At 60.0% G+C, this 23,179-nt stretch carries 20 protein-coding genes; 11 read left to right on the top strand and 9 right to left on the bottom strand.

All coding sequences use genetic code 11. The features are described from left to right. Positions 1 to 7: 7 nt before the first annotated feature. From ACQK2L_RS06245 to ACQK2L_RS06225, 5 genes are all read right to left on the bottom strand, one after another. Positions 8 to 733, bottom strand: coding sequence for a hypothetical protein (locus ACQK2L_RS06245; protein WP_425396073.1), 726 nt, complete (start codon positions 731 to 733; stop codon positions 8 to 10). 207 nt (positions 734 to 940) lie between these two features. Further along, entirely contained in the window at positions 941 to 1,066 is a 126-nt protein-coding gene (locus tag ACQK2L_RS06240; protein ID WP_425397422.1) for a hypothetical protein, read from the bottom strand. A 183-nt stretch (positions 1,067 to 1,249) separates the two neighbouring features. Further along, entirely contained in the window at positions 1,250 to 1,720 is a 471-nt protein-coding gene (locus tag ACQK2L_RS06235; RefSeq protein WP_425396072.1) for a hypothetical protein, read from the bottom strand. Further along, positions 1,707 to 1,925 (bottom strand): hypothetical protein, encoded by a 219-nt coding sequence (locus ACQK2L_RS06230; RefSeq protein ID WP_425396071.1) that lies wholly within the window; start codon positions 1,923 to 1,925, stop codon positions 1,707 to 1,709. Before ACQK2L_RS06230 ends, ACQK2L_RS06235 begins: the two co-directional genes overlap by 14 nt. Before the next feature lie 25 nt (positions 1,926 to 1,950). Further along, positions 1,951 to 3,939: an acyl-CoA dehydrogenase family protein gene (locus tag ACQK2L_RS06225; protein ID WP_425396070.1), complete on the bottom strand. Its 1,989-nt coding sequence runs from the start codon at positions 3,937 to 3,939 to the stop codon at positions 1,951 to 1,953. 297 nt (positions 3,940 to 4,236) lie between these two features. Here ACQK2L_RS06225 and ACQK2L_RS06220 point away from each other — a divergent pair, with 297 nt between their 5' ends. Beyond that, on the top strand, positions 4,237 to 5,361 hold the full coding sequence (locus ACQK2L_RS06220; protein ID WP_425396069.1) for an aminopeptidase: 1,125 nt from the start codon (positions 4,237 to 4,239) through the stop codon (positions 5,359 to 5,361). A 333-nt stretch (positions 5,362 to 5,694) separates the two neighbouring features. Here the strand turns inward: ACQK2L_RS06220 and ACQK2L_RS06215 are convergent, their stop codons facing one another. The 3 genes from ACQK2L_RS06215 to ACQK2L_RS06205 form a co-directional block, all read right to left on the bottom strand. Next, positions 5,695 to 6,051, bottom strand: coding sequence for an STAS/SEC14 domain-containing protein (locus ACQK2L_RS06215; RefSeq protein WP_425396068.1), 357 nt, complete (start codon positions 6,049 to 6,051; stop codon positions 5,695 to 5,697). 248 nt (positions 6,052 to 6,299) lie between these two features. Further along, positions 6,300 to 7,583 carry a metallophosphoesterase family protein gene (locus tag ACQK2L_RS06210; protein ID WP_425396067.1) on the bottom strand — a complete coding sequence of 428 codons (1,284 nt, stop codon included), beginning with the start codon at positions 7,581 to 7,583 and terminating at the stop codon, positions 6,300 to 6,302. A gap of 74 nt (positions 7,584 to 7,657) precedes the next feature. Continuing rightward, the gene (locus ACQK2L_RS06205; protein WP_425396066.1) at positions 7,658 to 8,089 is read right to left on the bottom strand and encodes a hypothetical protein; all 432 of its coding nucleotides are present in this window, start codon (positions 8,087 to 8,089) and stop codon (positions 7,658 to 7,660) included. 220 nt (positions 8,090 to 8,309) lie between these two features. Here ACQK2L_RS06205 and ACQK2L_RS06200 point away from each other — a divergent pair, with 220 nt between their 5' ends. Then, a complete protein-coding gene (locus ACQK2L_RS06200) occupies positions 8,310 to 9,269 on the top strand; it encodes a family 43 glycosylhydrolase (RefSeq protein WP_425396065.1) in 960 nt (319 codons plus the stop codon). Positions 9,270 to 9,352: 83 nt separating this feature from the next. Here the strand turns inward: ACQK2L_RS06200 and ACQK2L_RS06195 are convergent, their stop codons facing one another. Further along, positions 9,353 to 11,155, bottom strand: a complete 1,803-nt coding sequence (locus tag ACQK2L_RS06195; RefSeq protein ID WP_425396064.1) for a phosphoenolpyruvate hydrolase family protein — start codon at positions 11,153 to 11,155, stop codon at positions 9,353 to 9,355. 350 nt (positions 11,156 to 11,505) lie between these two features. Here ACQK2L_RS06195 and ACQK2L_RS06190 point away from each other — a divergent pair, with 350 nt between their 5' ends. From ACQK2L_RS06190 to ACQK2L_RS06150, 9 genes are all read left to right on the top strand, one after another. Further along, positions 11,506 to 12,504 carry a PEP-CTERM sorting domain-containing protein gene (locus ACQK2L_RS06190; protein WP_425396063.1) on the top strand — a complete coding sequence of 333 codons (999 nt, stop codon included), beginning with the start codon at positions 11,506 to 11,508 and terminating at the stop codon, positions 12,502 to 12,504. An 87-nt stretch (positions 12,505 to 12,591) separates the two neighbouring features. Further along, positions 12,592 to 13,593, top strand: coding sequence for a DUF1559 domain-containing protein (locus ACQK2L_RS06185; RefSeq protein ID WP_425396062.1), 1,002 nt, complete (start codon positions 12,592 to 12,594; stop codon positions 13,591 to 13,593). Next, complete coding sequence (locus ACQK2L_RS06180) at positions 13,593 to 14,012, top strand: hypothetical protein (protein WP_425396061.1); 420 nt, start codon at positions 13,593 to 13,595, stop codon at positions 14,010 to 14,012. The genes ACQK2L_RS06185 and ACQK2L_RS06180 overlap by 1 nt, the downstream gene beginning before the upstream one ends. 13 nt (positions 14,013 to 14,025) lie before the next feature. Beyond that, positions 14,026 to 15,273 (top strand): Tm-1-like ATP-binding domain-containing protein, encoded by a 1,248-nt coding sequence (locus tag ACQK2L_RS06175; RefSeq protein WP_425396060.1) that lies wholly within the window; start codon positions 14,026 to 14,028, stop codon positions 15,271 to 15,273. Beyond that, positions 15,270 to 16,136, top strand: a complete 867-nt coding sequence (locus ACQK2L_RS06170) for a phosphoenolpyruvate hydrolase family protein (protein WP_425396059.1) — start codon at positions 15,270 to 15,272, stop codon at positions 16,134 to 16,136. The genes ACQK2L_RS06175 and ACQK2L_RS06170 overlap by 4 nt, the downstream gene beginning before the upstream one ends. A 42-nt stretch (positions 16,137 to 16,178) precedes the next feature. Beyond that, positions 16,179 to 17,108 carry a sugar phosphate isomerase/epimerase family protein gene (locus ACQK2L_RS06165; protein WP_425396058.1) on the top strand — a complete coding sequence of 310 codons (930 nt, stop codon included), beginning with the start codon at positions 16,179 to 16,181 and terminating at the stop codon, positions 17,106 to 17,108. Positions 17,109 to 17,135: 27 nt separating this feature from the next. Then, positions 17,136 to 17,660, top strand: a complete 525-nt coding sequence (locus tag ACQK2L_RS06160) for a cupin domain-containing protein (protein WP_425396057.1) — start codon at positions 17,136 to 17,138, stop codon at positions 17,658 to 17,660. 47 nt (positions 17,661 to 17,707) lie between these two features. Continuing rightward, positions 17,708 to 19,048 (top strand): Gfo/Idh/MocA family protein, encoded by a 1,341-nt coding sequence (locus ACQK2L_RS06155; RefSeq protein ID WP_425396056.1) that lies wholly within the window; start codon positions 17,708 to 17,710, stop codon positions 19,046 to 19,048. 57 nt (positions 19,049 to 19,105) lie between these two features. Next, positions 19,106 to 23,143, top strand: a complete 4,038-nt coding sequence (locus ACQK2L_RS06150; protein ID WP_425396055.1) for a PEP-CTERM sorting domain-containing protein — start codon at positions 19,106 to 19,108, stop codon at positions 23,141 to 23,143. The last annotated feature ends 36 nt before the right edge of the window (positions 23,144 to 23,179 follow it).

Below are 23,179 nucleotides of genomic sequence, written 5' to 3'. Positions count from 1 at the left end.
CGTCGGATTAACCGCGTCCGTCGGATTCTATTTCATTCCACTCGTCTATCTGGCGTTGAATCTCAAACTCCATAGCCGCGCGTGACTCGTAAATTTCTGTGGCGGGCCACTCTGGATTCGTTTCTTTTGCCCACGTTAAGTGGACATTAGCGAAACGACCATCTGAAAGTTCAAACAGAAAGTCATCGATGTCTTGCCGCCTTGCTATGACTTTGGCGTCCATTCCATACAGGACGTGGTCACGTGACACCTCACGAAGCAGTTCATCGTTGAAAAAGACGTTGCTACACGAATGCCATGGCTCCAAAAACTCGAACGCCGTAGGCTTGAGTCGATAGTACCTCAAGATCTCGTCACATGCTTGAAGTGTCGCATCGCCGCACTCGCTGCTTCTACATCGAATCCAGGGCAGATACTTTCGGAGTGCCTCTGGCAACTCTGTCGTGTAGCTGCATTCTGCGAGTTGCCAGATTAACCAGAGGCCACATTCGACTTCTGATCCCGTTTCCTTCTCCAGGACGATTTCCACTGCGATAGGCAATAGTCTGAAAGCCTGTTGCGTTTGGATCTTGCAGGAAAAATCGGCGAATAGCCTAGCTGGACGAATTTCACGCTCGTAAGAAGGGTCGCTCCACAATCGCACTCGGTGCTCGAACAACTGTCGTAGTGAGGAAGCGTCTCCCTGAATGGCAGAATCGAAGTACCTGCGACCAACTTTGTAGATTCTGTCCATTCGCTCTTCGGCATCCGAATACTAGAACTGCACTTCCGTCAGCAGTATAGCGAAATCTCAGGCGTTCCGGATTCGCTACCGCAGCGTGAAACACCTGCCGTCTTCGCCACGGTGTAGGTGCGCGTAGCTTGCCCGCGGCCTAAGTTCTAATGCCCCAATCCTAGCTTACAGGCAGTAATTAGCTCCGCTTCACGCCACGCAATCGCTTCACCCGCGAGATGGTAAGCCACCAGCCCTCTGAGGAATGATACTTAGGGCCACAAGCCTCTCATTGTCGAGATGGGTGTGCGTTTCTTCGTCGGCGTGAGCGACTCGGAGGATGTGCTCTGCCAGCCAGATGAGCCCATCGCGAGTCCCGGCCAGTTCGACCTCATGTAAAGCATCAGGATCTGACGACGAACACTGACCTCAAGCCGGATTGTGTCTTTGTCCTCAACCATTTCAATTTCCTAAGGCGGCAGACTTTTAAGCCACTATGCCGTAACTGCGATTAACTTGTTTCGGCCTACGTTCACTTCACTTGCGATTCTGCAGCCAATAGTCGCGGAAAGAAATCAGTCGAGGAAGCGATTCCTTGTCCTTGCTTCTTCCGGCGGCTTGTTTGCTCGCAATGATGTCATCGGGGTGACAGACTGGAAACCCTTCGACCTCGACTCTCCGTTGCCACGCGTCTTCGAAATGCTCGATGCCATCTGGAGCAAAAATCAAATCGACGTCAAATGGTCCTGACTTGATTTGCACGAAGTCTTTTCCGCGCTCGACCTCGGCGGCTTGTTCGGCGGAAAGATCAAAACCGATCTCTTGTAGCGCTGCAACAACAGCCTTTCCGTTCTCCGAAGACTTCTCTACATAGAGGTCGGCATCTTGAGTTGTGTCGGGAAATCCTAGAAGAATGGCTCCAGATTTCCCCAAGAACAGATACCGCACGCCATGCGTGCTGAAGGCGTCGCGGATCTCTTCCGCTTGACGGTATTCAAACGCGCCCATAGCCCAACCAATCCGGCAGATTCTCTTCGCACCACTGGCGGTACTCTTCCATCGTGTCCCACGAGCGATAGGCTGCGTCGTCCATCACCGGTTTGTAGGTCTTGATGAACGCATACTTCCATCGCTGGGCAAGCGGCCGCGCAGCAGCGGCTTCGAACTCGGCCAGCCAGTCGCTTCGGATCGTGTTGGGCGTGACGGTACTCATGCGGTCCAGTATAGCTCAAGTCAGATCACGCGTCCGCATCTTCCTTCTCATACGGCATCATGATCTCGAACGCTTCGATCTCGTCCAAGCCGGGGAAGCCGCCGTCGGCGATCATGTCGCCTAGCTCGGTCACCTGACGGTAGTAGGAGTTGGTGGACCGCTCGCCTTCGAGCCGGGCGATCTGGTTTTGGCAGAACACGTCGGCCGCTTCGTGCAGCACGTCGCTGGACTGCCGTGATGCATAGAGCGTGGTCGCCAGCAGCGTGATCAGCGTTTGGCAGCGGCTCGAGAGTTCCTCCATGCGGCACTGCCGATCGGCGAGCGCGAGTTGGAACTTGCTCATCGTGCTGGAGATTTCCAAAGCCATCTTCTGCAGCCGCTCGCACGCGTACTCGGCGTGCCGGCGGAGCGCACCGGGCATCTTGGGGAGCGCCGGCGCGGCGGTGAACATCAGTTTGCGGCCCAGCACCCACTTGGCGTACGGCCAGGCGACCGGGGCGAGCGCCATGATGTGCGACGGGTTTAGCGGGTTGGGCTTTTTGATGCCGGCCGCGGCCAGCGCCTTGCCTACGGGCTCAAAGTACTTCTTGCCGTGGTGCTTGACCAGCGACTTGAAGAACGCCATGGCTAGCATCTCGCCTTCGCCTTCGTAGATGCACGGTGCGAGGAACTCGTGGACGTTGTCGCCAAACAGATGCCCGTGCAGGAACGACCGCCCGCCATGCGTCTTCATGAACAGCTCGATGGCCGCGTGCTTTTGGGCTTCGCTGCCAAAAATCTTGGCGACCACACATTCCATTTCGCCGCGGTAGCCTTTGTCGATCAACTCCGCACACCAGGCGACCAGGGCGTCGCTGGCGACGATCAGCCCGGCCAACTCGCCCATCCGCCGCTGTACGAGTTCGCGTTTGGCGATCGGCTGGTGATACGTCACGCGATACTGCGACCACGGAATCATGTTCGCGAGCATCGCCCGCATGGTGCCCGCCGCGTTGGCGCACAGGGAGACGCGTCCCAGGTTCAAACCGTGGTAAGCGATGGTGAGCCCGTCGCCTTTGATTGGCTTGAGCAGGTTCTCGGCCGGCACGGGGAACTTGTTGAACACCATGCCGCGGTTGTAGGTGTGCTTGAGCGCCCACAGGCCGTAGTCTTTCAGGCGGAACTGGTCGCTCTCTTCGTTGGGCAGGTCGACCACCAGCACGCTCGGCTGACCGTCGATCAAGCAGACCAAACCTACCGTGCGGCCGAGCTTCACGTTGGTGATGAATAGCTTCTCGCCCGTCACCAGGTACTTGTCGCCTTCGAGTACCGCTTCGGTGCGTAGCGCGGTGAGATCGCTGCCGGCGCAGGGCTCGGTGAGTGCGAACGCGCTGAGCCGTTCGCCGCTGGCCAGCTTCGGCAGGAAGCGTTGTTTCTGTTCGTCGTTGCCAAAGGCGCTCACCGGGTCAACCGCGCCGATGCAGCCATGCACCGACGCCAAACCGGCGATCGTCGGATCGACGGTTGCCATGCGGGTGATGAACGCGGCAAACGCGGCGAACGGCGCGCCGCTGCCGCCGTACTCTTTGTCGACCAATAGGCCCCAGTACCCGACGTCGGCCAGGTCCTGCATCACCTGGTCGGTGATCTTGCCTTCGGCGTTGTGCGTGGTGCCTGCGTCGCGGTGGCGTTTCACCACGTTGATCGAGTCGTCCATCACCGTCTTGATCTCAGGCGCGATCTTCAGCGGCGAACTTTGAAACTCGGCGACCGGCACGCCGCGGTCCCACACCGCGCGATGGGCGGGGCTGTTGACCGTTTGGTACTGCGGGGCGAACAGCGACTCGACCTGGTCGTCGGCTGTGTCGATGGCGCCGGTTCGGCGAGCCTCTTCGGCGCTCTTGCCGCCCAGTTCGAGGGCTACTTCGGCGAATGATTTTTCTTGCGCCGCAGCGGGCTCGCCTTGTTCCTCGCGGACCTCTCTGCCGGTCTCTTCGGGATCGATCATCGAGGGTGAACCTGTGAGCTTGGTCATGATGTGCTGCCGCCTTTCGGCTCGCCGCCGGCGGAGCTAAATCCGGACAGCGAGAGAAGTTAATGCGATTCTGAGCCCTAAGAATAGTACGTTGCGCCGTTCATGGTGACAAACGCCCAGAAACGGTCAATAGCAGTCTCTACCCGAGTGGTTTGCGTAAGTCGCGCCACAATCGGACGATTTCGCGCCACCGGATGCGGAATGCCCGAGCAGCTCCGCCGACTATGGACAGACTGGCCACTATGCGTGCATGATTTGGGGTAACCGAAATCTCCGCCACAAAAGGACCCGATTGTGATGCATGACCCGCGAATCGATCAGCTTGCCGACGTGTTGCTGGACCATAGTTGCCAACTGCAGAAGGGTGAGAAGATTCTCATCGAGGCCATCGACTTGCCCGAACCCAATCTCGTGTGCAGCCTGGTGGAAGGCGCTGCCGCGCGGGGAGCGATTCCCCTGGTGACCATCAAGGACCAGAATGTGCAGCGGTCGCTCTATCGCACCGCCACCAAAGAGAGCATGGACCTGGCCGCCAAGTTCGAGAAGGCCCGCATGGAGGAGATGAACGCCTACATCGGCATCCGCGGCGCAGCAAACAGCAGTCAGCACGCCGACGTTGATCAGCCGCAGATGGACCTCTACCAGGAGTATTGGTCGCAGGTGGTGCACACGCTGATCCGCGTGCCAAAGACCAAGTGGGTGGTGCTGCGGTACCCGACCGACTCGTTCGCCCAGGCGGCCAAAATGAGCAGTCGCGCGTTCGAAGACTTTTACTTCAAAGTCTGCACGGCCGACTACGCCGCGATGGCCGAAGCCCAGAAGCCGCTGGTGGCCCGGATGGAAGCCGCCGACCAGGTGCGGATCGTCGGGCCGGGTACGGAGTTGGAGTTCTCCATCAAAGACATCCCCGTCATCCCCTGCAATGGCGATCGCAACATCCCCGACGGCGAGGTGTTCACCGCGCCGGTGCGGGATAGCATCAACGGCAAGATCTCATTCAACACCCAATCGCGCTACCAGGGCACCGTATTCAGCGACATCGTCTTCGAGTTCAAGGATGGCAAGATCGTCAACGCCTCGGCCAACGAACCGGAGAAGATCAACGCCATCCTCGACTCGGACGACGGAGCCCGTTACTGCGGCGAGTGGTCGCTCGGCACGAACAACCACGTGAAGCACCCGATGCTCGACACGCTGTTTGACGAGAAGATCGGGGGCTCGTTCCACCTCACGCCCGGCCAGGCGTACGAGATTGCCGACAACGGCAACCGCAGCCGCATCCACTGGGACCTGGTGCTGATCCAACGCCCCGACTACGGCGGCGGCGAAGTCTACTTCGACGGCGAGCTGCTCCGCAAAGACGGCCGCTTCGTGCCGGATGACCTGCAAGGTCTGAACATTGGGCTGAACGAAGGCCCATAACACACACAGCGAGCCGGAAGCGTCAGCGCCCGGAGTTGAACTGCTAAGAACGCCACGGACTAGGCAACCACAGAGAGCACGGAGTTTTGGAACACTAATCTGCGCTAATAATCGCTAATTGAAATCAGGGAAGATTAGCGCCGATTAGTGTTCCTCTAATGTCCTCTGTGGCGAGTTTCTGATTGATGAAACTGTGGCACCAAGTGCGGTCTCGGTCGAGCTCCGCCTGTTGGCGAATCTCCTCCTCGACCGCGTTTCTGAGTGGCGCACCGACCCGACGTAAACGTCGGGCCTAAGTCTACTGCGCGCGGTTGGTAGCGTGTCCTACTCGCCTTACTCGGCGAGCCAAGTGTAGGCTTCGTCGATCTGGCCGGCGTCGAAGTACTTGACCTTCGCCATCGTGAACGGCTTGCAGACCGCGGCCATGCCTTTTTCCCAGGCCTTCTCGCCAACCAAGGCGACCTTCTCGATATTCGTGCAGTGGGTCGTGGCGAACTTGATGTCGTCCCACAGGGCGTGGGCGTCCCAGCCGTGGAAGTCGTGGAACTCGGCCAGCATGCGGACCTTGCCGTCGTTGGCGATCGCTTCGTCGACGCGGGGGACGAACGTCTTGTAGTCCTCGTCGTGCAGCTTGCCCGACAGGCGGAAGGCAAGGATGTTGTCGGATGGGGCGGAGAGTTCTTCGATCATAACGGCCTCCTGTGACACGGGAATGAACGGATCGGACGCGAGGGCTTCGCCGATTTCGTCAAAGCACTAGTGCTGGGTAGGTTTCAAAAACGCACTCGGCATTCTAACACGTTCGCCGCGCCGGTGGGGACCGGGCAACGGGTAAATTCAAAAGCTTGTCGCAGAGAGCAGGGATCAAGGGGAATCGGCAGATCACGCGCCTGGCGCCCTTCGCTGGACAGTTGGCGTAGCGAGCAGGTGGCGGTGGATCACAGCGTGACGTCGGTAAGAATCGTGCCGTCCAACAGCGACATTTTCAGATGCAGCGTCTCCTGGGTGGCTTCGCCCTGAATGAAGGTGGCGTATTTCGGCCTCGGAGCGCCGCCGATAAGCTGGGCGATGGGCTGCCCCTCCTTCTTGGGCATCCACTGGTAGTCGTGCGTGTGACCCGAAATCACCAGCTTCACGCCGGCGTCGACCAGGGTGTCGGCACACAGGTCTCGCAGGTGCGCGGCCACGTTTGAAGTGCTGCCAGGAATTCGCGGGTGGTCGAACCACATGGGAATGTGGCAGAACAGCACCTTGTGCGGTGCTTGTTGAAACCAGGGCGTCTTCACAAACTCCTGGAGCCACTCGGCTTGCGCTTTGGCCATCTTCTGGAACGCACCCATGCCGCTGAGGTAGGGTACGCCGTCGGGTTTGTCCTCGCCGGTGTCCAACACGATGGCAGCCAACGGTCCGCTGCGAAACGCATAGTAAAAGCGGTCGCCCGGCGTGCCGGTGAAATTGGCCACCGACTGCGCGGCAGGGCCTCGACAGTCGTGATTGCCACGCACATAAGCCAGCGGCCACTTATCGGCAATCGCCAGTCCCTCCGGCGCGAGGAACTGCCCCGCCATCTGATTTTGGAAATGGACGTCGTTCGATTGATCGCCATTCCACAGCATGAAGTCCGGCGCCAGATGGTTAGTGAGGGTGTCGAGCGCGCGGAGCGTATCAGGGTTCTCGTGGGTGTCGTTCCAAACCGCGAAAGTTGTCTTCTTCGCGGCCGGATCGAGCGTGCAAAAACGCCGTTCGGGTCCGACCTGCTCTTCGCCGACTTTGAACTCGCCATGATAGAACTGCCGCACTTTGATCCAGCCGGCGGCGCGGGCGACGATGCGATAACGCACCAAGACGCCGGGCGGGAGCGGCGGCAGGCGGAACTTCAGCACGTTCTCGTCGAGCGCCGCCAATCCGTCTTCATCTCCATCCACGCGTTGCCACGGCCCGTCGGCCACCGCGTACTCCAGATGCCCGGTGGCCAAACGTTGCAGCGGTTGCAGAACGCAAATCGCTTCGGACGCCGGTCCACTCACCACAGGGCTGCCTGCAAACACCGGCCCATCGGGTCCGCCACAGGTCCACGAACCCTCAGGCACGTCGGGCCTTGGGTCTTGGGAATAGTCCGAGTAGTCCTGAGCAGCGCTCCGCGCGCCGGTGCTCAACACGCCCGCAGTGGCTGCAGTTGTGGTTAGGAAAGTTCTGCGATCGACCGACACAGGAGTCCTCATTTCGGTGGTGGACAGTCTATTTCAGGGTAAACAACGATTGTACTCTCCGCGCAGGGCGAGTTCACCTGCCCAAATCAGTCCTCGGTCGCCGCCTGCAAGAGATCGTTGATCGCGCTCGGCAGCTCGCTGGTGCCCGAGTTCGCCAGGTACACGAGTTCCTCGCGGTCGTACCACTCACCGAACTCGGCATCGAACATCGAGCAACCCAGCCCGGCCATGAGAGCCGTTAGAACCTCGCGGGCGCGCTTGGGCAGGTTGCCGGAAAAGTCAAAGCGAACGTAATTCGCGCACAGCGTTACGTCGACTGTTCCGTTCTTGAAGGGTATGCGGGGCGGGTCGCTATCTTCGGTTTCTGGGAACGCCTCGACCATCAGCTTGTGTATCTGCTTGATCGGCATCTTGCCGAGCCCTTTGACCTTCTGGCCGTCGCACAGAAGGTCATAGATTTCTTCGGGCTCCTGCTCTTGCTTGCCACTGGGCTTCCAGAAATTCAGATCGTAACTCATGCCAAGCATCTCCTTCCGGGTCTGGAGCATTGTAACACCGCTGAGAAACGCCGAGGAGCCTTTGCGGAGCGGAGTTGCTCCACGGCGGCTGGGTGTAGATACTAGGCTCGCGGGGAGTCGCCAGGCACAGCACCGAAACGTGCTTTCTAGCATGATCCCATGAGCAATCCGCTGCGAGCCTGCGATCTCACGATGAACTTGGACCGACGAGGGTGAATTCATGCTGTTGGCTGAAGCGACTGCGCTACTAGCGGCCGTTCTGGTGGTGTCTGCCACGACTCAGGTGGCGGATTCGAGCTATGCGACATCTGCTGCGACGAATCTCGGTCCAGAAAAGGGGGTGATGCGCAGAGATCCGAGCGACATCGTCAAGGTGAAAGACCTGTATTACATCTGGTATAGCAAAGGCGCGTACAGTCACGGATACGACGCCACGGTCTGGTACGCCACGTCGCCCGACGGGCATACATGGAAGGAACAAGGTGAAGCCTTGGCGCGTGGACCTAAGGGAAGTTGGGATGAACAAAGCGTGTTCACTCCCAACATCCTGGCCGCCGAAGGAAAGTACTGGCTCTTCTATACTGGTGTCGGCAAGCCGTTTGTCCGTCGAGGTCCCAAGAAAACGCCCGCCGCGATTGGCGTTGCGGTTGCCGATTCGCCGGACGGTCCCTGGAAGAAGGTCGAGGCCAACCCGATCCTCCAACCGAGTGGCGACGACAAGGACTTCGACGGCTTGCGATTAGACGATGCGTGCTTGATCGTCCGCGATGGCAAGTATTGGTTGTACTACAAAGGCGTGCAGTCGTATCGGACCACCCCGCAACAAACCAAGATGGGCGTGGCCATCGCCGAGCAGCCGCAGGGCCCCTACGTGAAGCATCCCTCACCGGTTGTGTCCGGAGGCCACGAAGTATTGGTGTGGCCCTACGGCCAAGGTGTCGCGGCGCTCATCACAACTGCAGGCGCAAGCGACGTCGTCAACACGTTGCAGTACGCCGAGGATGGCATCACGTTCAGCAAGATGGCCGACCTGGAGAAGCGCCCCAACGGTGGCGGCGCCTTTCGCCCCGAGGCGTTCACCGACAGCGGCCAGGGAAAGATGATCGACTGGGGCGTGCACATCAAAACGAAGAAAGGTTCTCTTCCTTCGTTGGAACGATTCAATTACGAGTGGAAGTGAATGGTCCGCTCCGGCAGCAGCTGTCGCGGGTGTGTAAGAAGTGCGCGGTGTAAACAAATCGCGCATTTCGTACGCCGCGGCCGCTATCGGTCCACTTGCCGCAGCCAGCTATAGAAAGTCTTTCGCGAAACGCCCAGCGATTTGGCCGCTTTGCTTTTGTTGCCGCCAGCAGCGGCCAGGGCGGCAGTGAGTTGGTCGCGGCGGTCATGGAGCAAGGTGGCCGTGACTTCGCTTTCGACATCGCGCGCGGCAGGCTGCGCGACCGGTGACTTGGTGTGCGATCCGAGCGCTAGGCCCCTGGGCATGAAGTGATTGCCCGCCAGAACGTTGGCCTCTTCCAACAGCGCCGCTTGACCGACCACGTGTTCGAGTTCCCGAACATTGCCGGGCCAACTGTGCTTTTGCAGCTTCTCGAGAAACTCCTTGCTGATCCCTACCAGGCGGGGGCGGTCAAGCGTGAGTTTGAGTCGCTGGATGATGTTCTCTACCAACAACGGGATGTCTTCCACCCGATCTCGGAGTGGCGGCACTTCGATGGTGATGTAGTTCAAGCGGAAGTACAGATCCGCACGAAAAACGCCGCTCTCGACAAGCTTCGCCAGCGGGCGGTTCGAGGCGGCAACAATTCGCACGTCGGTGGCGATCGAATGGTTGCTTCCCAGTGGAGTGATCTCCTGCTGCTGAATCGCCCGCAACAAAGCCACCTGTCCGCGGGGACTGAGGTCGGCCACTTCGTCGAGGAACAAGGTTCCGCAGTTGGCCAGTTCGAACTTTCCTTTGCGTTTGGAGAACGCCCCGGTGAACGCCCCTTTCTCGTGCCCGAAGAACTCGCTTTCCAGCAAATCGTCGGGAATGGCGCCGCAATTCACCGTGACCATGCCCTGCCGCGCCCGCTTGCTCTCCAAGTGCAGCGCCTTGGCGACCAGTTCCTTACCGACGCCCGACTCGCCCTCGATGCAAACATTCACATCCGGCGCGGCGACACGTTTGATCAGCGCTCGCAGGCGGCGGATCGAAGGCGACTGCCCGATGATCTCTCCGGCGTAACCTGAGTCGTGCTGGTGCCTGACGATCACCGCGCGAAACTGCTTGACGGTTCCGGCTACCACATTCCGCACCGGCAATCGCTCGAAGGTCGAACCACCGACGAAGCCATGGATGCGCGTTTGCGATACCACTTGCTCCAAGTCGTCGGCCGTCGTCACCGGCCCGCCAAACGCGAGACACATCGGCTGACTGTCACAGCCTTGCAGGCTTTCCATCGTGCTGTTGAGAAAGGTAATCGCCCGCTGCAAGCGATCGCGCCGCTGATGCAAGTCTTGATAGTTGTAGGTTAATCCCAGGTCGAGAATCAGTCCGTCGATGCCCGCATTGGCGAAACACCTGGCGGAGTCTTCTTCGAGCACGGCGAACCCAAACGTGGCGAACCCTCGGGCCTGGGCGCGCTGCAGCATGTCGATCTCGCATTCGATGCCCAGTCCATTGGCTTCCAGGCACGCGCGATAACTTCCGTCGATGAATCCGACCGCCGGCCAGTTGGTGATGCCACGCACGCCGAGTTGCCACAATCGGTCGAGGCGGACGTCGAGGTCCATGGTCGGATCGACAGGGAACACACCGGCGACGATGGGAGTATTGCCCACGTGCGGCAGGTGATGCTCGCGCAATAACTGCTCGGTTTGGTCGTTGGCGTTTCCATACGGCATGAAGGCTCCCAGCGAGCCAATGCCATGATTGCGATACACGCCGGCATTCAGGGCGAGCACGAAGTCGGCTTCTCCTTCGACCGCCGCCCTGACGATCTGCCCCGACCCAGCGGCGACCGCCACGATGGGCGAGTTGCCTTGCGCAACTCGCTCGGCAAGCAACTGCTGAAACTCGGTCATGACGGAAGAACCCAGAGAGAGAAGAATGACGCTTGACCCCACCACCTAGCGCTTACGATGTGTAACTCTAGTGTAACCGCCACACGGGGCAAAGTAAACAAAAACTGTCACCCCCCTGCAGGGTCTACTCGTCGAGGGCCGAACGCCGACCAATCGCTACACCCTACAAAACCCAGCGTTTCGCAAGAGTTTTGTGGCAAGTGCACAATTGGCACGTCGTTCGCTTTTTGCACACCCCGGCTTGTCATGGCTCTGCGCCGAGACTCCACCCGCTCCTCAGAAATAACTGGCTGATCCGCCAACTCCACTCGTCTACTTTGAGATGCCTAATGAAAGTGAGGATGACTACTGTGACGAAACCCACCCTCAAGACACTTCTACTTGGCCTCACGATCGGGCTTCTGTCGTGCTCCTCGGTGTTTGCCGGGAACATCTTGTTTATGAGCCGCACGTTGGATGGTTCCGGCGTGCCAAGCAGTTCCGACGACGGCCTCGTGTATGACTTTTTGACCAACACCCTGGGCCACACCGTAACCGGCGCCGACACCGACATCGACTTTGTCGGCGGCGGCGGCAATTGGGAAGACTACGACGCCATTATCGTCTCCTCTACCGCAAACAGTGGCAACTTGCGAAACGCTAACCCCACGTTGAAAGATACAACCGTCGGAGTCTTCTCGTGGGAGTACGACTACATGAACAACGACGACCCCACCACCGGAAACACCGACCAGGACTTGATGCTTTTCGAGATCACCGGCGTTGGCGTTAGTGGCTCGGGCGAGGAAGCCATCATCGACGTTTACCAGTCTGGCGATGGTACTCCGCTGTACATCAACCTGCTGGGAGGCAACGCCGACCTGATGTATTGCCTGCAACCCGGGCTAGTGCCGATTCTGGACGGGACCGGAACCACATCAACCACACGATTGCAGTCGGTTCCCACGGCTGGTGTGCAGGGCGACGTGATGGCGCTCGCCTCGGGCGACGGCAACCCCATTGATAACGACGGGACCGGCGCCGGACTGGGAACCGGAACTGGCTCGGACCGCAGTTTCTTGCTCTATGCCGACACCGGCGACGCGCTGGTCGCGATGAGCAAGGATGGCATCGCCAATAGCCAGCCCAACGCACCGGGCCGGCGACTGTTCTTCCCGCTGGACAATAGTGGGTTCGGCAGTTTGACCACCGACTATGGCTACCAGATGTTTTCCAACTCCCTGAGCTGGGTGATGGGCGAGACGCCCACCGCAGAGTTTGTCTCGCATGTTCCAGAACCCAGCTCGGTGGTGCTTTCGCTCGCCGCGGCAGCCGGCATGCTGGCCGTGGCTCGGCGACGTCGCACGTAGGCGTGAGGGGGTAGAAGCTCGCCGGGCTGGTAAACTAGCCCGGCATTTGAGACGCTTGTAAATCATGTTGTAGCGGAGATCAGGCCTTTGAAACCTCGAAATGAATACAGCCACTCCCGGGCTTTTACGCTCGTCGAGCTGCTGGTCGTGATAGCGATCATCGGCATCCTGGTGGCCCTGCTGCTGCCAGCCGTGCAAGCCGCGCGCGAAGCCGCCCGGCGTTCGCAGTGTGCCAACAACCTGAAGCAGATTGGTTTGGCACTGGTTAACTTCGAATCGTCCAAGAGCCATCTACCCGCTGGACGCGAAGGATGCGACTGCGACTCGAACAAGTACTGCGGCGACATCCCAGACGCCGAGCGCACGCACACCAGCGGCTTCGCGATGGTGCTGCCGCAACTGGAGCAACAAGCCTTGTACGACACGCTGGGCATCGGAGGAAAAGTGGTGGGCGCCATCGCGCCGCAGGATTGTGGCAGAGCCAATCCGAATGTCGACGGATGGGACGCCAACCTGGGCGAGGCCTTGGCCGCCCTGCCCGATGTGTTCGTCTGCCCCAGCAACGAACCACGCGTACTATCCATCGAGTCCGACCACGTAAGCCGCGACACGCCCGGCGAAGGGCAACGCTACGCCTCGGGTGGCTACGCCCTGGTAGCGGGCAGCTCGGTGGGACACAACTACGCACACGTCAAGCACGAAAACAACGGCTTGTTCTTCTACCAGAAAACGTTCGCACTGCGACAGGTCACCGACGGCCTCAGCAAAACGATGTTCGCTGGCGAATCCGTCGAAGGCGATACCTGGTTGTACGCCCGGCGCTATCACGACGTCATTCGCTACACCAGGGAGCCTTTGAACTCACTCATAGCACCAGTCCCTTCCAACACCCCTGGCGCACGCAACCAGGGAGGCGGCAGCCTGGAGTCCGATTGGTACTCGCTGGGCGGGTTTCACAGCATGCATCCCGGTGGGGCTCAGTTTGTGTTTGGCGACGGCCACGTCGAATTCATCCCCGACGAAATCGACCTGAACACCTACCGCGCGCTCTCCACGCGAGCCAACGAAGACCTGGTGGGAGCCTATTAATGAAAAGAGCTAGCTTGGTTTTGGTTTGTGGTCTGCTGTTGATGGCCGTCGGTTGTGGCGGCGGCGGCCCTAAGCGCGTACCAGTCTCCGGCCGTGTGACGATCGATGGCAAGCCGCTGAAGTACGGGCGGATCTTCGTGTTCCCCCAAGGCGTACGCGCCTCGCAAGGAATCCTGGACGCCGATGGACGCTTCGAACTCATGGCCTACAAGCAGGGAGACGGCGTCGCTTTGGGAACCCACGTGGTGACCATCGATGCGGGAGAGATACTCAGCGAGACCGACACCAAGTGGCATGCTCCGAAGAAATACCTCGATCCAGCCACTTCCGAATTAAGTATGGTGGTCGAAGGCCCGGCCGCCGACATAGAAATCAGCCTCTCCTGGGAAGGCGGCAAGCCTTTCGTCGAGACTTTATAGCTAGAATGACATCGTGAACAAGACAACGCTAATCATCGGCACGCTGGACACCAAGGCGAGTGAATTTGCCTTGCTGCGCGAGGCTATTGAGAAGCGCGGCGTTCGCTCGCTGATGATGGACGTCGGCGTGATGCACGACGACGCTCCGCGAGTCGACTGCACGGCCGCCTCGGTGGCCGAAGCGGCCGGTACCACGCTCGACGAGCTGCGCAGCCGCGGCGATCGTGGACACGCGATGCAGATTATGGCTGAGGGAGCTGCGAAACTCGCTGGCCAGATGCATCGTCGTGGCGAGATCGACGCGGTGATCGGCATGGGCGGCACCGGCGGCACGAGCGTCGCCTGCAGCGTGATGCGAACGTTGCCGCTGGGCATGCCCAAGATGTGCGTCACCACCGTGGCGGGTGGCGATTCTACCACGCTGGTCGGCGGACGCGACATCCTGCTCGTCCCTTCGATTGTCGATGTGAGCGGACTGAACTGCATCTCCGAACCAGTGATCACCCGGGCGGCAGCTATGCTGTGTGCGATGCTGGAGATCGACTTTCAGAGTGCTGCGCGAACAGGTCGCGTGATTGCCGCCAGCATGTTTGGCAACACCACCAAATGTATCGACTCCTGCCGCTCGCACTTCGAAGCCGAAGGCTGCGAGGTGCTGGTGTTCCACGCCACCGGCACCGGCGGGCAGACGATGGAATCGCTTATCGAGCAAGGCATGGTCGACGGGGTGCTGGACCTCACCACCACCGAGCTGGCCGACGAACTCTGTGGCGGCATCTTCAGCGCCGGCCCCACACGCCTGGCGGCCGCCGCCCGGCGTGGCATCCCCCAGGTCGTAGCGCCGGGCTGTTTAGACATGGTGAACTTCGGCCCGATGTCCACCGTACCGCCGCGTTACCTGAACGCCAAGCGGCAACTGTACGAATGGAACTCGGCGACGACGTTGATGCGGACCAACGTCGAAGAGAACCGCCAACTGGGCCGCACGCTCGCAGAACGAGTCAATCACTCCACCGGTCCGGCCGCCGTGCTGCTGCCGCTGCGCGGGGTGTCGATACTCGATGGAGATGGCGAGCGGTTTTGCGATCGGGAGAGTGACGCCGCGTGTTTCGCGGCGATTAAGGAAAATCTGCGCGGCGACATTCCCGTGGTGGAAGTCGACGCGAACATCAACGACAACGTGTTTTCACAGAAGGCCATCGCGCTGCTCGAAGAAATGTTCGACAGTCGCGTCGGCCGCCAAGGAGTTGCTGCAGTATGAAGTGGTCTCGTGCAAGTATCGTCGAGCGGCTGAAGCAGGAAGTTGCCGCTGGGCGACCGATCGTGGGTGGCGGCGCTGGAACCGGAATCAGCGCTAAGTGCGAAGAAGCGGGTGGCATCGATTTGATTGTCATCTACAACTCGGGGCGTTTCCGCATGGCCGGTCACGGGTCGCTCGCCGGGCTGCTGCCATTTGGCAACGCAAATCACATCGTCAAAGAAATGGCATACGAGGTGCTTCCCGCCGTGAAGAAGACACCAGTACTGGCCGGCGTGTGCGGCACCGATCCATTCATGATTCGCGATGCGTTCCTCAAGGAGCTGGTGAACCTGGGCATCGCTGGCGTGCAAAACTTCCCGACCGTGGGACTGATCGATGGCCAATTTCGTGCAAATCTCGAAGAAACCGGCATGGGGTTCCAGCTCGAGATCGACTTAATCGAGGCCGCGCACAAGCTCGACCTGCTCACCACTCCGTATGCGTTCAATACAACCCACGCCGAAGAGTTCGCCAAAGTGGGAGCCGATGTGATCGTAGCCCACATGGGACTCACCACCAGCGGCGCGATTGGGGCCATCACCGCCATGTCGCTCGAACAATCGGCCGACGTGGTGGCCGAAATTGCCGACGCAGCCAAGAGCGTGAATCCCGATGTGCTGGTGCTGTGCCACGGCGGTCCCATCGCCACGGCCGAGGACGCGCAGTACATCTTCGAACGAGTCGACACCATCGACGGGTTCTATGGCGCCAGTTCCGTCGAACGACTGCCCACCGAAATCGCCATCAAGGAACAAGTGCGTGGTTTCAAAGAACTGAAACTCAACGCAATCCACCCCAACGCCAGCCGAGTCGCGGGCTCCTAGTCTCGTTTCCCACCCATCGGCTGCCAACTGCATTCCATTCCCATGCTGCCCACTAATCCCACATCTCGAGTTCGCCTGTCACGCCGCTCCTGGCTGGGAGCCGCTGCGGGCGTTGGCGCATTGTCGTTGCTGTTCGGCAAGATGGCATTCGCCAGCGAACCCCGCAAGCAGTTGCCGTACCGCATCGGCTGTTCGGGCAGGTCGCTGCACAAGTTGCTCCCCACTCGCGACAAGGAAGGCGAGATTTCGGTGGAGCAGTTCATCGAGAAGGCCCGCCAGTGGGGCTGCGACTGCGTGGAGCTACAGGATGTCGGCCTCCGCAGCTACGAAGCCGACTACCTACTGTCGCTCAAACGCGCCGCGTTCCTGCAGTCGATCGAGCTGTCAGGCGTGTCGGTCTACACCAACTTTGTCCGCACTAAGGAAGAAGACCGACAAAAGGCAATCGAGCGCGCCGCCGAGTGGATCGAACGAACCGCACTGTTAGGCGCGCCGCTGATGGTGGTGTTCCCTGGTTCGAACAAGTCGATGCAGAAGGAACGGGGCGTCGAGCTGGTTGCCGAGGCGCTAACGACGCTCGCTCCAACCGCCGCGAACCATGGCGTGATGCTGGCCATCGAGAACCACGGCATGCTCATCGACCGCGCGCAGCAGATCGCTCAAGTGGTCGAGCAGGTTGCCAGCCCATGGGTCGGCGCAAACCTCGACACGGGCAACTTCGCCCGGGACGCGTACGAGAACATCGAGCGCTTGGCGCCCTACGCGGTGAACTGCCATCTGAAGATGGATACCCGCGAAGGCAGGAAGCGCCACCCGGCCGACTTGCCACGAAAATTCCAGATGCTCCGCGACGCAGGCTACACGGGCCGCGTGGTCCTGCAATACGAACTCAAGGGCGACGCCATGGCGGAAGTGCCCAAGTGCCTTGCCGAAATGCAGGCCTTGGCCGCCCCCACGACGGCCGCTTCCTAGGTCCAATACTCATAGGAGAGACACGATATGAAATGCACGATGATCCTCACCGGCTGCCTGCTGCTCGCCTTGCCACTGGCGAGCGGCTGCAGCAATGCCATCAGCGCCGACAAGTCGACCACCGACGCAGCAGCCACAGCGGACGACGACGATTGGCAGGCCAAGGTGATTCACTCGGTCGCCGAAGTATCGACCGGCAAACTCAAAGGCACCGAAAAGGTGGAATTCGACTGGGGCTGGATCGCGTGGTTGATGAACTCCGAGATCGACCCCGACGCCACGATGACCTACGGCATCGTGCGAATAGAGGCCGGCATGAGCAACCCGCTGCATATCCATCCCAACTGCGAAGAGTATCTGTACGTGACCTCCGGATCGTGCGAGCACGTGCTGGCCGACAAGACCGTCGTGCTGAAGGAAGGCGACGTGATTCGTATCCCGAAGAACGTTCCGCACAAGGCCAAGGCCTTGGGGGACGAACCGTGCGACGCGGTGATCGTGTACGACTCAGGCGCACGCAAGATCATTCTTCTCGAAGAAGGACAAGAGTAACCACCGCGCAGCTTCGTCACCAGCTTCTCGCGACCAACAGGCAGGCAATGATCGATTTCGGCTTAACTCGACGGCGGTTTCTCTACACCACCGCAGGCATCTGCGCGGCAAGCATCCCAGCTTGGGCGCAAACCCTGCCAAGCGATAAGCTTCGCGCCGGTTTCATCGGGGTCGGAGGACAGGGAACCTTTTTGCTAGGGCGGTTTCTGGCGAACCCACGCGTCGAAGTCACCGCACTCTGCGACTGCAACCAGGAGCGTCTGGCGAGGGCCATCGAGCGAAACCCCACGGCCAGCAGCGCCAAGCAGTACGCGGACTTCCGCCACGTGCTCGACAGCAAGGACGTCGACGCGGTGGTGATCGCCTCGCCCGACCATTGGCACTGTCTGATGGGCATCCACGCCTGCCAGGCGGGTAAGGACGTTTACGTGGAGAAGCCGCTATCGCTGTGCATCGAAGAAGGGCGGCAACTGGTGAACCACGCTCGCTTGAACAAGCGAGTGGTTCAAGTCGGCTTGATGCAACGCAGTGGCAGTTGGTATCGCGAGGCGATCGATATCGTGCAGAGCGGCGAGCTGGGCAAAGTGACCGTGGTCAAAGCGTGGAACATCTACAACCGCTTACCCGGCGGACACCGCTCCGCCGAGAGCGAAGCGCCCGCGACGATCGACTGGGACATGTGGCTCGGCCCACGCCCCACCCGACCTTACCGCCGCGACCTGACGCGGGGCAAGTTCCGCTGGGTATGGGACTTCGCCGGCGGCAACATTACCGACCGCGGCACTCACACCATGGACACCGTGCTGCAAGCGATGGACGCGGAGTATCCCCAGCGTGTGAGCGCCACCGGCGGCAAGTACGTGTTCACCGACCCTGACGACCAGCGCGAAACGCCCGACACGCTGAACGTACTGTACGATTTTGGCGATTGGACCCTGCACTACGAAGCGCGCGAGGCCAACCACCGAGTGAACTGGCCCAGCGGCTACGGAATGGTGTTCCTGGGAACCAAGTCGAGCCTGTTCGTCGACCGCGGCGGCTACCGGTTATACAAGGAGCGCAACCGCAAAGGAGTGACCGGCGACGACCGCATCGTGGGCACACCCGGCAGCGGTCAGGTCACGAGCATTCACGCGTTGTTCGACCCCCACATTCAGAACTTCATCGACTGCGTCGCCAGTCGCAAGCGACCCGTTTGCGATGTGGAAATTGGTCATCGTTCCACCAACGTGTCGCACTTGGGGAACATGGCCTACCACGCCAAGCGGACTATTCAATGGGACGGTGTGCATGAGGAGTGCGTTGGCGACCCCGAAGCACAAGAACTGGCGACTCGTACTTATCGTTCCCCCTGGGGACTGGAGCGGATTGCGAAGCCAACGGCGTAACATCTTTTTTGTAAACACATCCAACACCTTTGCATTCCTTGGCAGAGAGGTAGAGCAATGTCTAGCACTGCGCATCGAGGTATTTCTATTCATAAACTGGGTAAACTGGCGATTCTTGCCGTTGTCGTATTCGTCGCCCTGGCACACCAGGCCGCCGCATTGGACATCCTGTTGATCGGAGCCAACGACGATGGCCCGCTGGCCGGCAGCGACGCTTATCTCGCCTCGTGGTTGACTTCGCAGGGACACACCTACACCTACATGTCGGACGATGGCGATGGGACCTTTCCCACCGGGGCTGGTTTCGACGCAGTGGTGATCCCTTCCAGCGTCAACTCAGGTCGGGTGAAGACGAACTATGACCTTTCGGACACGCCGGTTGGCATCCTACACTGGGAAGTCGCGCTGCACGACAGCACCGACGCCGACGACTTCTACATGTCGCTCAACAATCCCGAAGTAGCCAACGAGGTGAGGCTCACCAGCGGAGTCGACAGCTTCGACATCCGCCTGAATTCCAACGGGCATCCAATACAGGGACCCATCCCCAACGGCGGCAGAATCCAGTTCCTGGGAGAACTAAGCTCGGACGAAGGTTCGTTGAACACCTCGTCGGTCTTTCATTCCACCGAGAACGCCGCCGGCGTGAACGACCTGGCTTCCGGTGTAATCGACAACAGCCAGATGTTTATCCAGTACGTCGACAACGGTGGAGCGCTGTGGGGCAATGGCGATCCCGGCAGCCCCGCTACCGCTCCTGGGCGTCGAGTGTTCTTCGGGTTGGATAACGAGAACTTCGACAACCTCTCCGCAGCAGGTCTCTATCTGTTCGACAACGCTCTGGAGTGGGTGGCGGGCCAGACAGTCGTGCATGGCGCCTATGTCGTGGCGGATCGCGACACGGGATCGCTCACACTGGTGAATCCCGCCAGTGGCGCAAGTATTAACGTACTCGGTTATGAAGTCCAATCCGTCTCTGGTTCGTTGGACCCTACGAACTGGCTCACGATCGCCGACAACTACGACGCTTCAGGCAGCGGAACACCACAACTGGATGCCGATGATGAGTGGACATTGATTTCGACCGAGGCAAGCGACATCGCCGAATACCAAATCGACTTTGGCGGATCTGGCGCCAACGATGGTGGGTTTCTTGCTCCCGGCCAGTCGCTTTCACTGGCCACCTCCGGCGGCTGGATTCCCAGCCTGCAACGGTTTGAAGATCTCCAGATGGAAATCAGCGTATTGATTGGGGGGGATGGCGAAGTGCTCGACCTGCCAATCGTCTACACCGGAGCGCTCAATTACCCCGAACTGGCCGACATCAGTGGTCCAGCGGGAACGCCCGACGGAACGATCGACGCCGTTTTCGATTGGGTTCAACTTCGCAGCCACTTTGGCGCCGACCTATCGGGCCTGAGTCCCGCAGCAGCCTATTTGCAGGGCGACTTGGACGGTGACCTGGACGTCGATTTCGGCGACTACAAGATATTCCGCGACACCTACGAAGCCATCTACGGCCCTGGTAGTTTCGCCAGCGCCATCGCGATTCAAGTGCCAGAACCTTCCAGCTACCTGCTGTGTTCGATGGTGCTCGCCGGGATACTTGCCGCACGTAGCCGGAAACACGTTCGAATTCTCGCACTGGTTGGCACTCTGGCAGTGTGGTCCGCAGCGTCGACCAGCAGTTACGCTTTGACCGCCTACACGGGCTTCGAGGGAGAACCAGGAGATCTGGACTTCACCCCGGCGGGCGCGGCTGGTGCAGTTTCGATCACGACCGACAATCCGAATACCGGCGCCAACGGGTTGGATCTCGTAGCGGGCGTTCTCAACAGCGGTGTCGACACCGCCAGTGCGACGTTTGATACTGTCGACTTGGCGGGTGTTAGCTACAAATACGTGAGCGTCATGATGAAAGTCGCCGACACCAGTTGGGAGGTGGACGACTCGGTTGACATCACGGTCAACCACAACGGTACCGGTTCGCCTCTGAACGTCTTTCACGGCACCTATCTCGAATTCGAGGCCGACGAAGATCCCAATGGCCCGGACCTCGAGAACCAAGGTTACGTGCGATACCTCGCGCCGCTGCCCGATGACGCTACCAGCGCCACGCTGGTGCTGTCCGCAGTCGCCACGCAACCTTCCGAAGTCTTCTCGTTCGACGATATCACGTTCGGAACAATGTTCGACCTGCCTCATGTGGCGGTTAACACCGTTTCGGGCTCGGTGCGCATCGTCAATCCAAGCGGCGGCAGCAGTGACATTACACTATCGGGTTACGAATTCCGCAGCCCGGCCAGCCGTCTACTCGACAGTTGGAGTGGGCTCACCGTGTCGGCTGCCGGAGATGCCGTCGATGGTGCGGAAGACCCGGACAGTACCCCTGGCAACAGCCCCGGCGAGAGTTGGGAAAAGGTAGAAACGTCCAACTCCTCCTACCTGTCCGAGCTGTTTTTGAGTGCCAGTTCGACCATTCCGGCTGGTGGCTCCCTAAGCCTCGGAACTGCCTACAACGTGGGCGTCGAGGATCCCGACCTCAATTTTGTTTACTACAATTTTGCCAGCGATGCCGAGGTCACGCTGCCGGTACTCTTCACCACTAGCACCGCGCTGCAGGGCGACTTCAACGACGACGGAGTGGTTAACCTCGCCGACTACACGCTGTGGCGCAACAACTTGGGCGCAGCCAGCGATTCGGTGATCAACGACGCAGGCGATGGCTCGCCTGGCGTGACAGCGGGTGACTACGACATCTGGAAGAGCAACTTTGGGCAGTCGTCCGCAGCCGTTGCAGGACTGTCCACCTCCACGAACGTTCCCGAGCCCGGAACCTGGATGCTGGCGTTGTTGGCAATGCTTGGTTTGGCCCACCAACGCCGGCTCTGCCCAACCTGGAAGGTGGCCCCCCTGCTCTTCGCCCTGTTCGCCATGGTCGCGAGTGGTTACTGCGGCGCTGCCTACCAGGTGGATCGCTACTACACCATGGGCGACACCTCTGGCGAAGGCACTGGCGGAGTGGTACAGGACGGCAACGTCGTCGACTCGGTCTCCATCGAAGGCATCGACGTCTACGACGATAACAACTTCAACGGCTTCGCCGATCTGGACCAAACGGGAGATCCCGTCTACCACCAGATCACCGCGACGGATCTGAGCCAAGGCCATCCCGGACCGCAAGGAACTTTCGGCATCCGTTTCGATGGAGTCGACGATTATCTGGCGGCCGACGACCAATTCAACGTCATTCGAAACGGAGTTTCGCAAGGCCTGCAAGTGTGGGTGTATCCGCGGCAGTCGGGTTTGACCTCCTCGTCAGCACAACTCATCGTGTTCGACAGCACCAACGCAGGCGGCCCTTCGATCACCGCGGACGGCATGTGGTCGCAGTTTAGCGGCGGAACACCCGACGTTGGCGGAACCGTCCCTGTGGTGGGAGACCAGTGGCACCACGTCGCGCAACACGTCTATTTCTCCGCCGATCACGCTTACCAGCCACTCGCACAAGGGCCTCGCTCCACCAGTGGCTTGGTGCGAGATTTCACCAGTGTCATGTGGGTGAACGGAATCGCGGTTTCGGCAAACGCTTCCAACAGTTCGAGTTCGCAAGACTTCCAAGTCGGCGGCCGCGATGGCGACTCTCGCTTTTTCGATGGTGTGCTCGACGAACTGGTCGTCTATTCCAACACTGCTAATGAGTTCAACTTCCTCACGGACAACGACTTTGTAGCGTCCTTCCTGGAATCGGCGCCGGGCGGCTACCAGTTTGGCGACATCAACCTCGACGGAAGCGTCGATAGTTCCGACTCACAGAAACTCGTCGACCACTGGCTCGAGCAGAAGACGTTCGCCGGAACCGGCATGGAAGTTACCGCAGGCGACCTCGAGACCTATCAGTGGGGCGACCTGAATATCGACGGGCGAGTCGATATGCGCGATGCACTGCTGCTGGACCAGGAGATTGGCTCCGCGGCCACCTTGTCCCTGCTGTATGGAGGCACTACGGTGCCCGAACCGTCGTCGATCGCCATGATCGTTGTTGCGAGCACCGTGATCGGTGTTCGCTTCCGAGGTCAACCTTCAGAGGGGTAGCGGGCAGCGCCCCTCGAAGGTTGGCCGGCCGCTCAA

This window comes from Aeoliella sp. (assembly GCF_965227375.1).
In the GTDB taxonomy this organism is placed as follows: Bacteria; Planctomycetota; Planctomycetia; order Pirellulales; family Lacipirellulaceae; genus Aeoliella.
This window is presented reverse-complemented; position numbering and strand designations above follow the sequence as displayed.

Bases quoted from the DNA above. Each gene is read 5' to 3' on its own strand.
- ACQK2L_RS06245 (WP_425396073.1), bottom strand. From the start codon at position 733: ATGGACAGAATCTACAAAGTTGGTCGCAGGTACTTCGATTCTGCCATT.
- ACQK2L_RS06235 (WP_425396072.1), bottom strand. From the start codon at position 1,720: ATGGGCGCGTTTGAATACCGTCAAGCGGAAGAGATCCGCGACGCCTTC.
- ACQK2L_RS06230 (WP_425396071.1), bottom strand. From the start codon at position 1,925: ATGAGTACCGTCACGCCCAACACGATCCGAAGCGACTGGCTGGCCGAG.
- ACQK2L_RS06225 (WP_425396070.1), bottom strand. From the start codon at position 3,939: ATGACCAAGCTCACAGGTTCACCCTCGATGATCGATCCCGAAGAGACC.
- ACQK2L_RS06220 (WP_425396069.1), top strand. From the start codon at position 4,237: ATGCATGACCCGCGAATCGATCAGCTTGCCGACGTGTTGCTGGACCAT.
- ACQK2L_RS06215 (WP_425396068.1), bottom strand. From the start codon at position 6,051: ATGATCGAAGAACTCTCCGCCCCATCCGACAACATCCTTGCCTTCCGC.
- ACQK2L_RS06210 (WP_425396067.1), bottom strand. From the start codon at position 7,583: ATGAGGACTCCTGTGTCGGTCGATCGCAGAACTTTCCTAACCACAACT.
- ACQK2L_RS06205 (WP_425396066.1), bottom strand. From the start codon at position 8,089: ATGAGTTACGATCTGAATTTCTGGAAGCCCAGTGGCAAGCAAGAGCAG.
- ACQK2L_RS06200 (WP_425396065.1), top strand. From the start codon at position 8,310: ATGCTGTTGGCTGAAGCGACTGCGCTACTAGCGGCCGTTCTGGTGGTG.
- ACQK2L_RS06195 (WP_425396064.1), bottom strand. From the start codon at position 11,155: ATGACCGAGTTTCAGCAGTTGCTTGCCGAGCGAGTTGCGCAAGGCAAC.
- ACQK2L_RS06180 (WP_425396061.1), top strand. From the start codon at position 13,593: ATGAAAAGAGCTAGCTTGGTTTTGGTTTGTGGTCTGCTGTTGATGGCC.
- ACQK2L_RS06170 (WP_425396059.1), top strand. From the start codon at position 15,270: ATGAAGTGGTCTCGTGCAAGTATCGTCGAGCGGCTGAAGCAGGAAGTT.
- ACQK2L_RS06165 (WP_425396058.1), top strand. From the start codon at position 16,179: ATGCTGCCCACTAATCCCACATCTCGAGTTCGCCTGTCACGCCGCTCC.
- ACQK2L_RS06160 (WP_425396057.1), top strand. From the start codon at position 17,136: ATGAAATGCACGATGATCCTCACCGGCTGCCTGCTGCTCGCCTTGCCA.
- ACQK2L_RS06155 (WP_425396056.1), top strand. From the start codon at position 17,708: ATGATCGATTTCGGCTTAACTCGACGGCGGTTTCTCTACACCACCGCA.
- ACQK2L_RS06150 (WP_425396055.1), top strand. From the start codon at position 19,106: ATGTCTAGCACTGCGCATCGAGGTATTTCTATTCATAAACTGGGTAAA.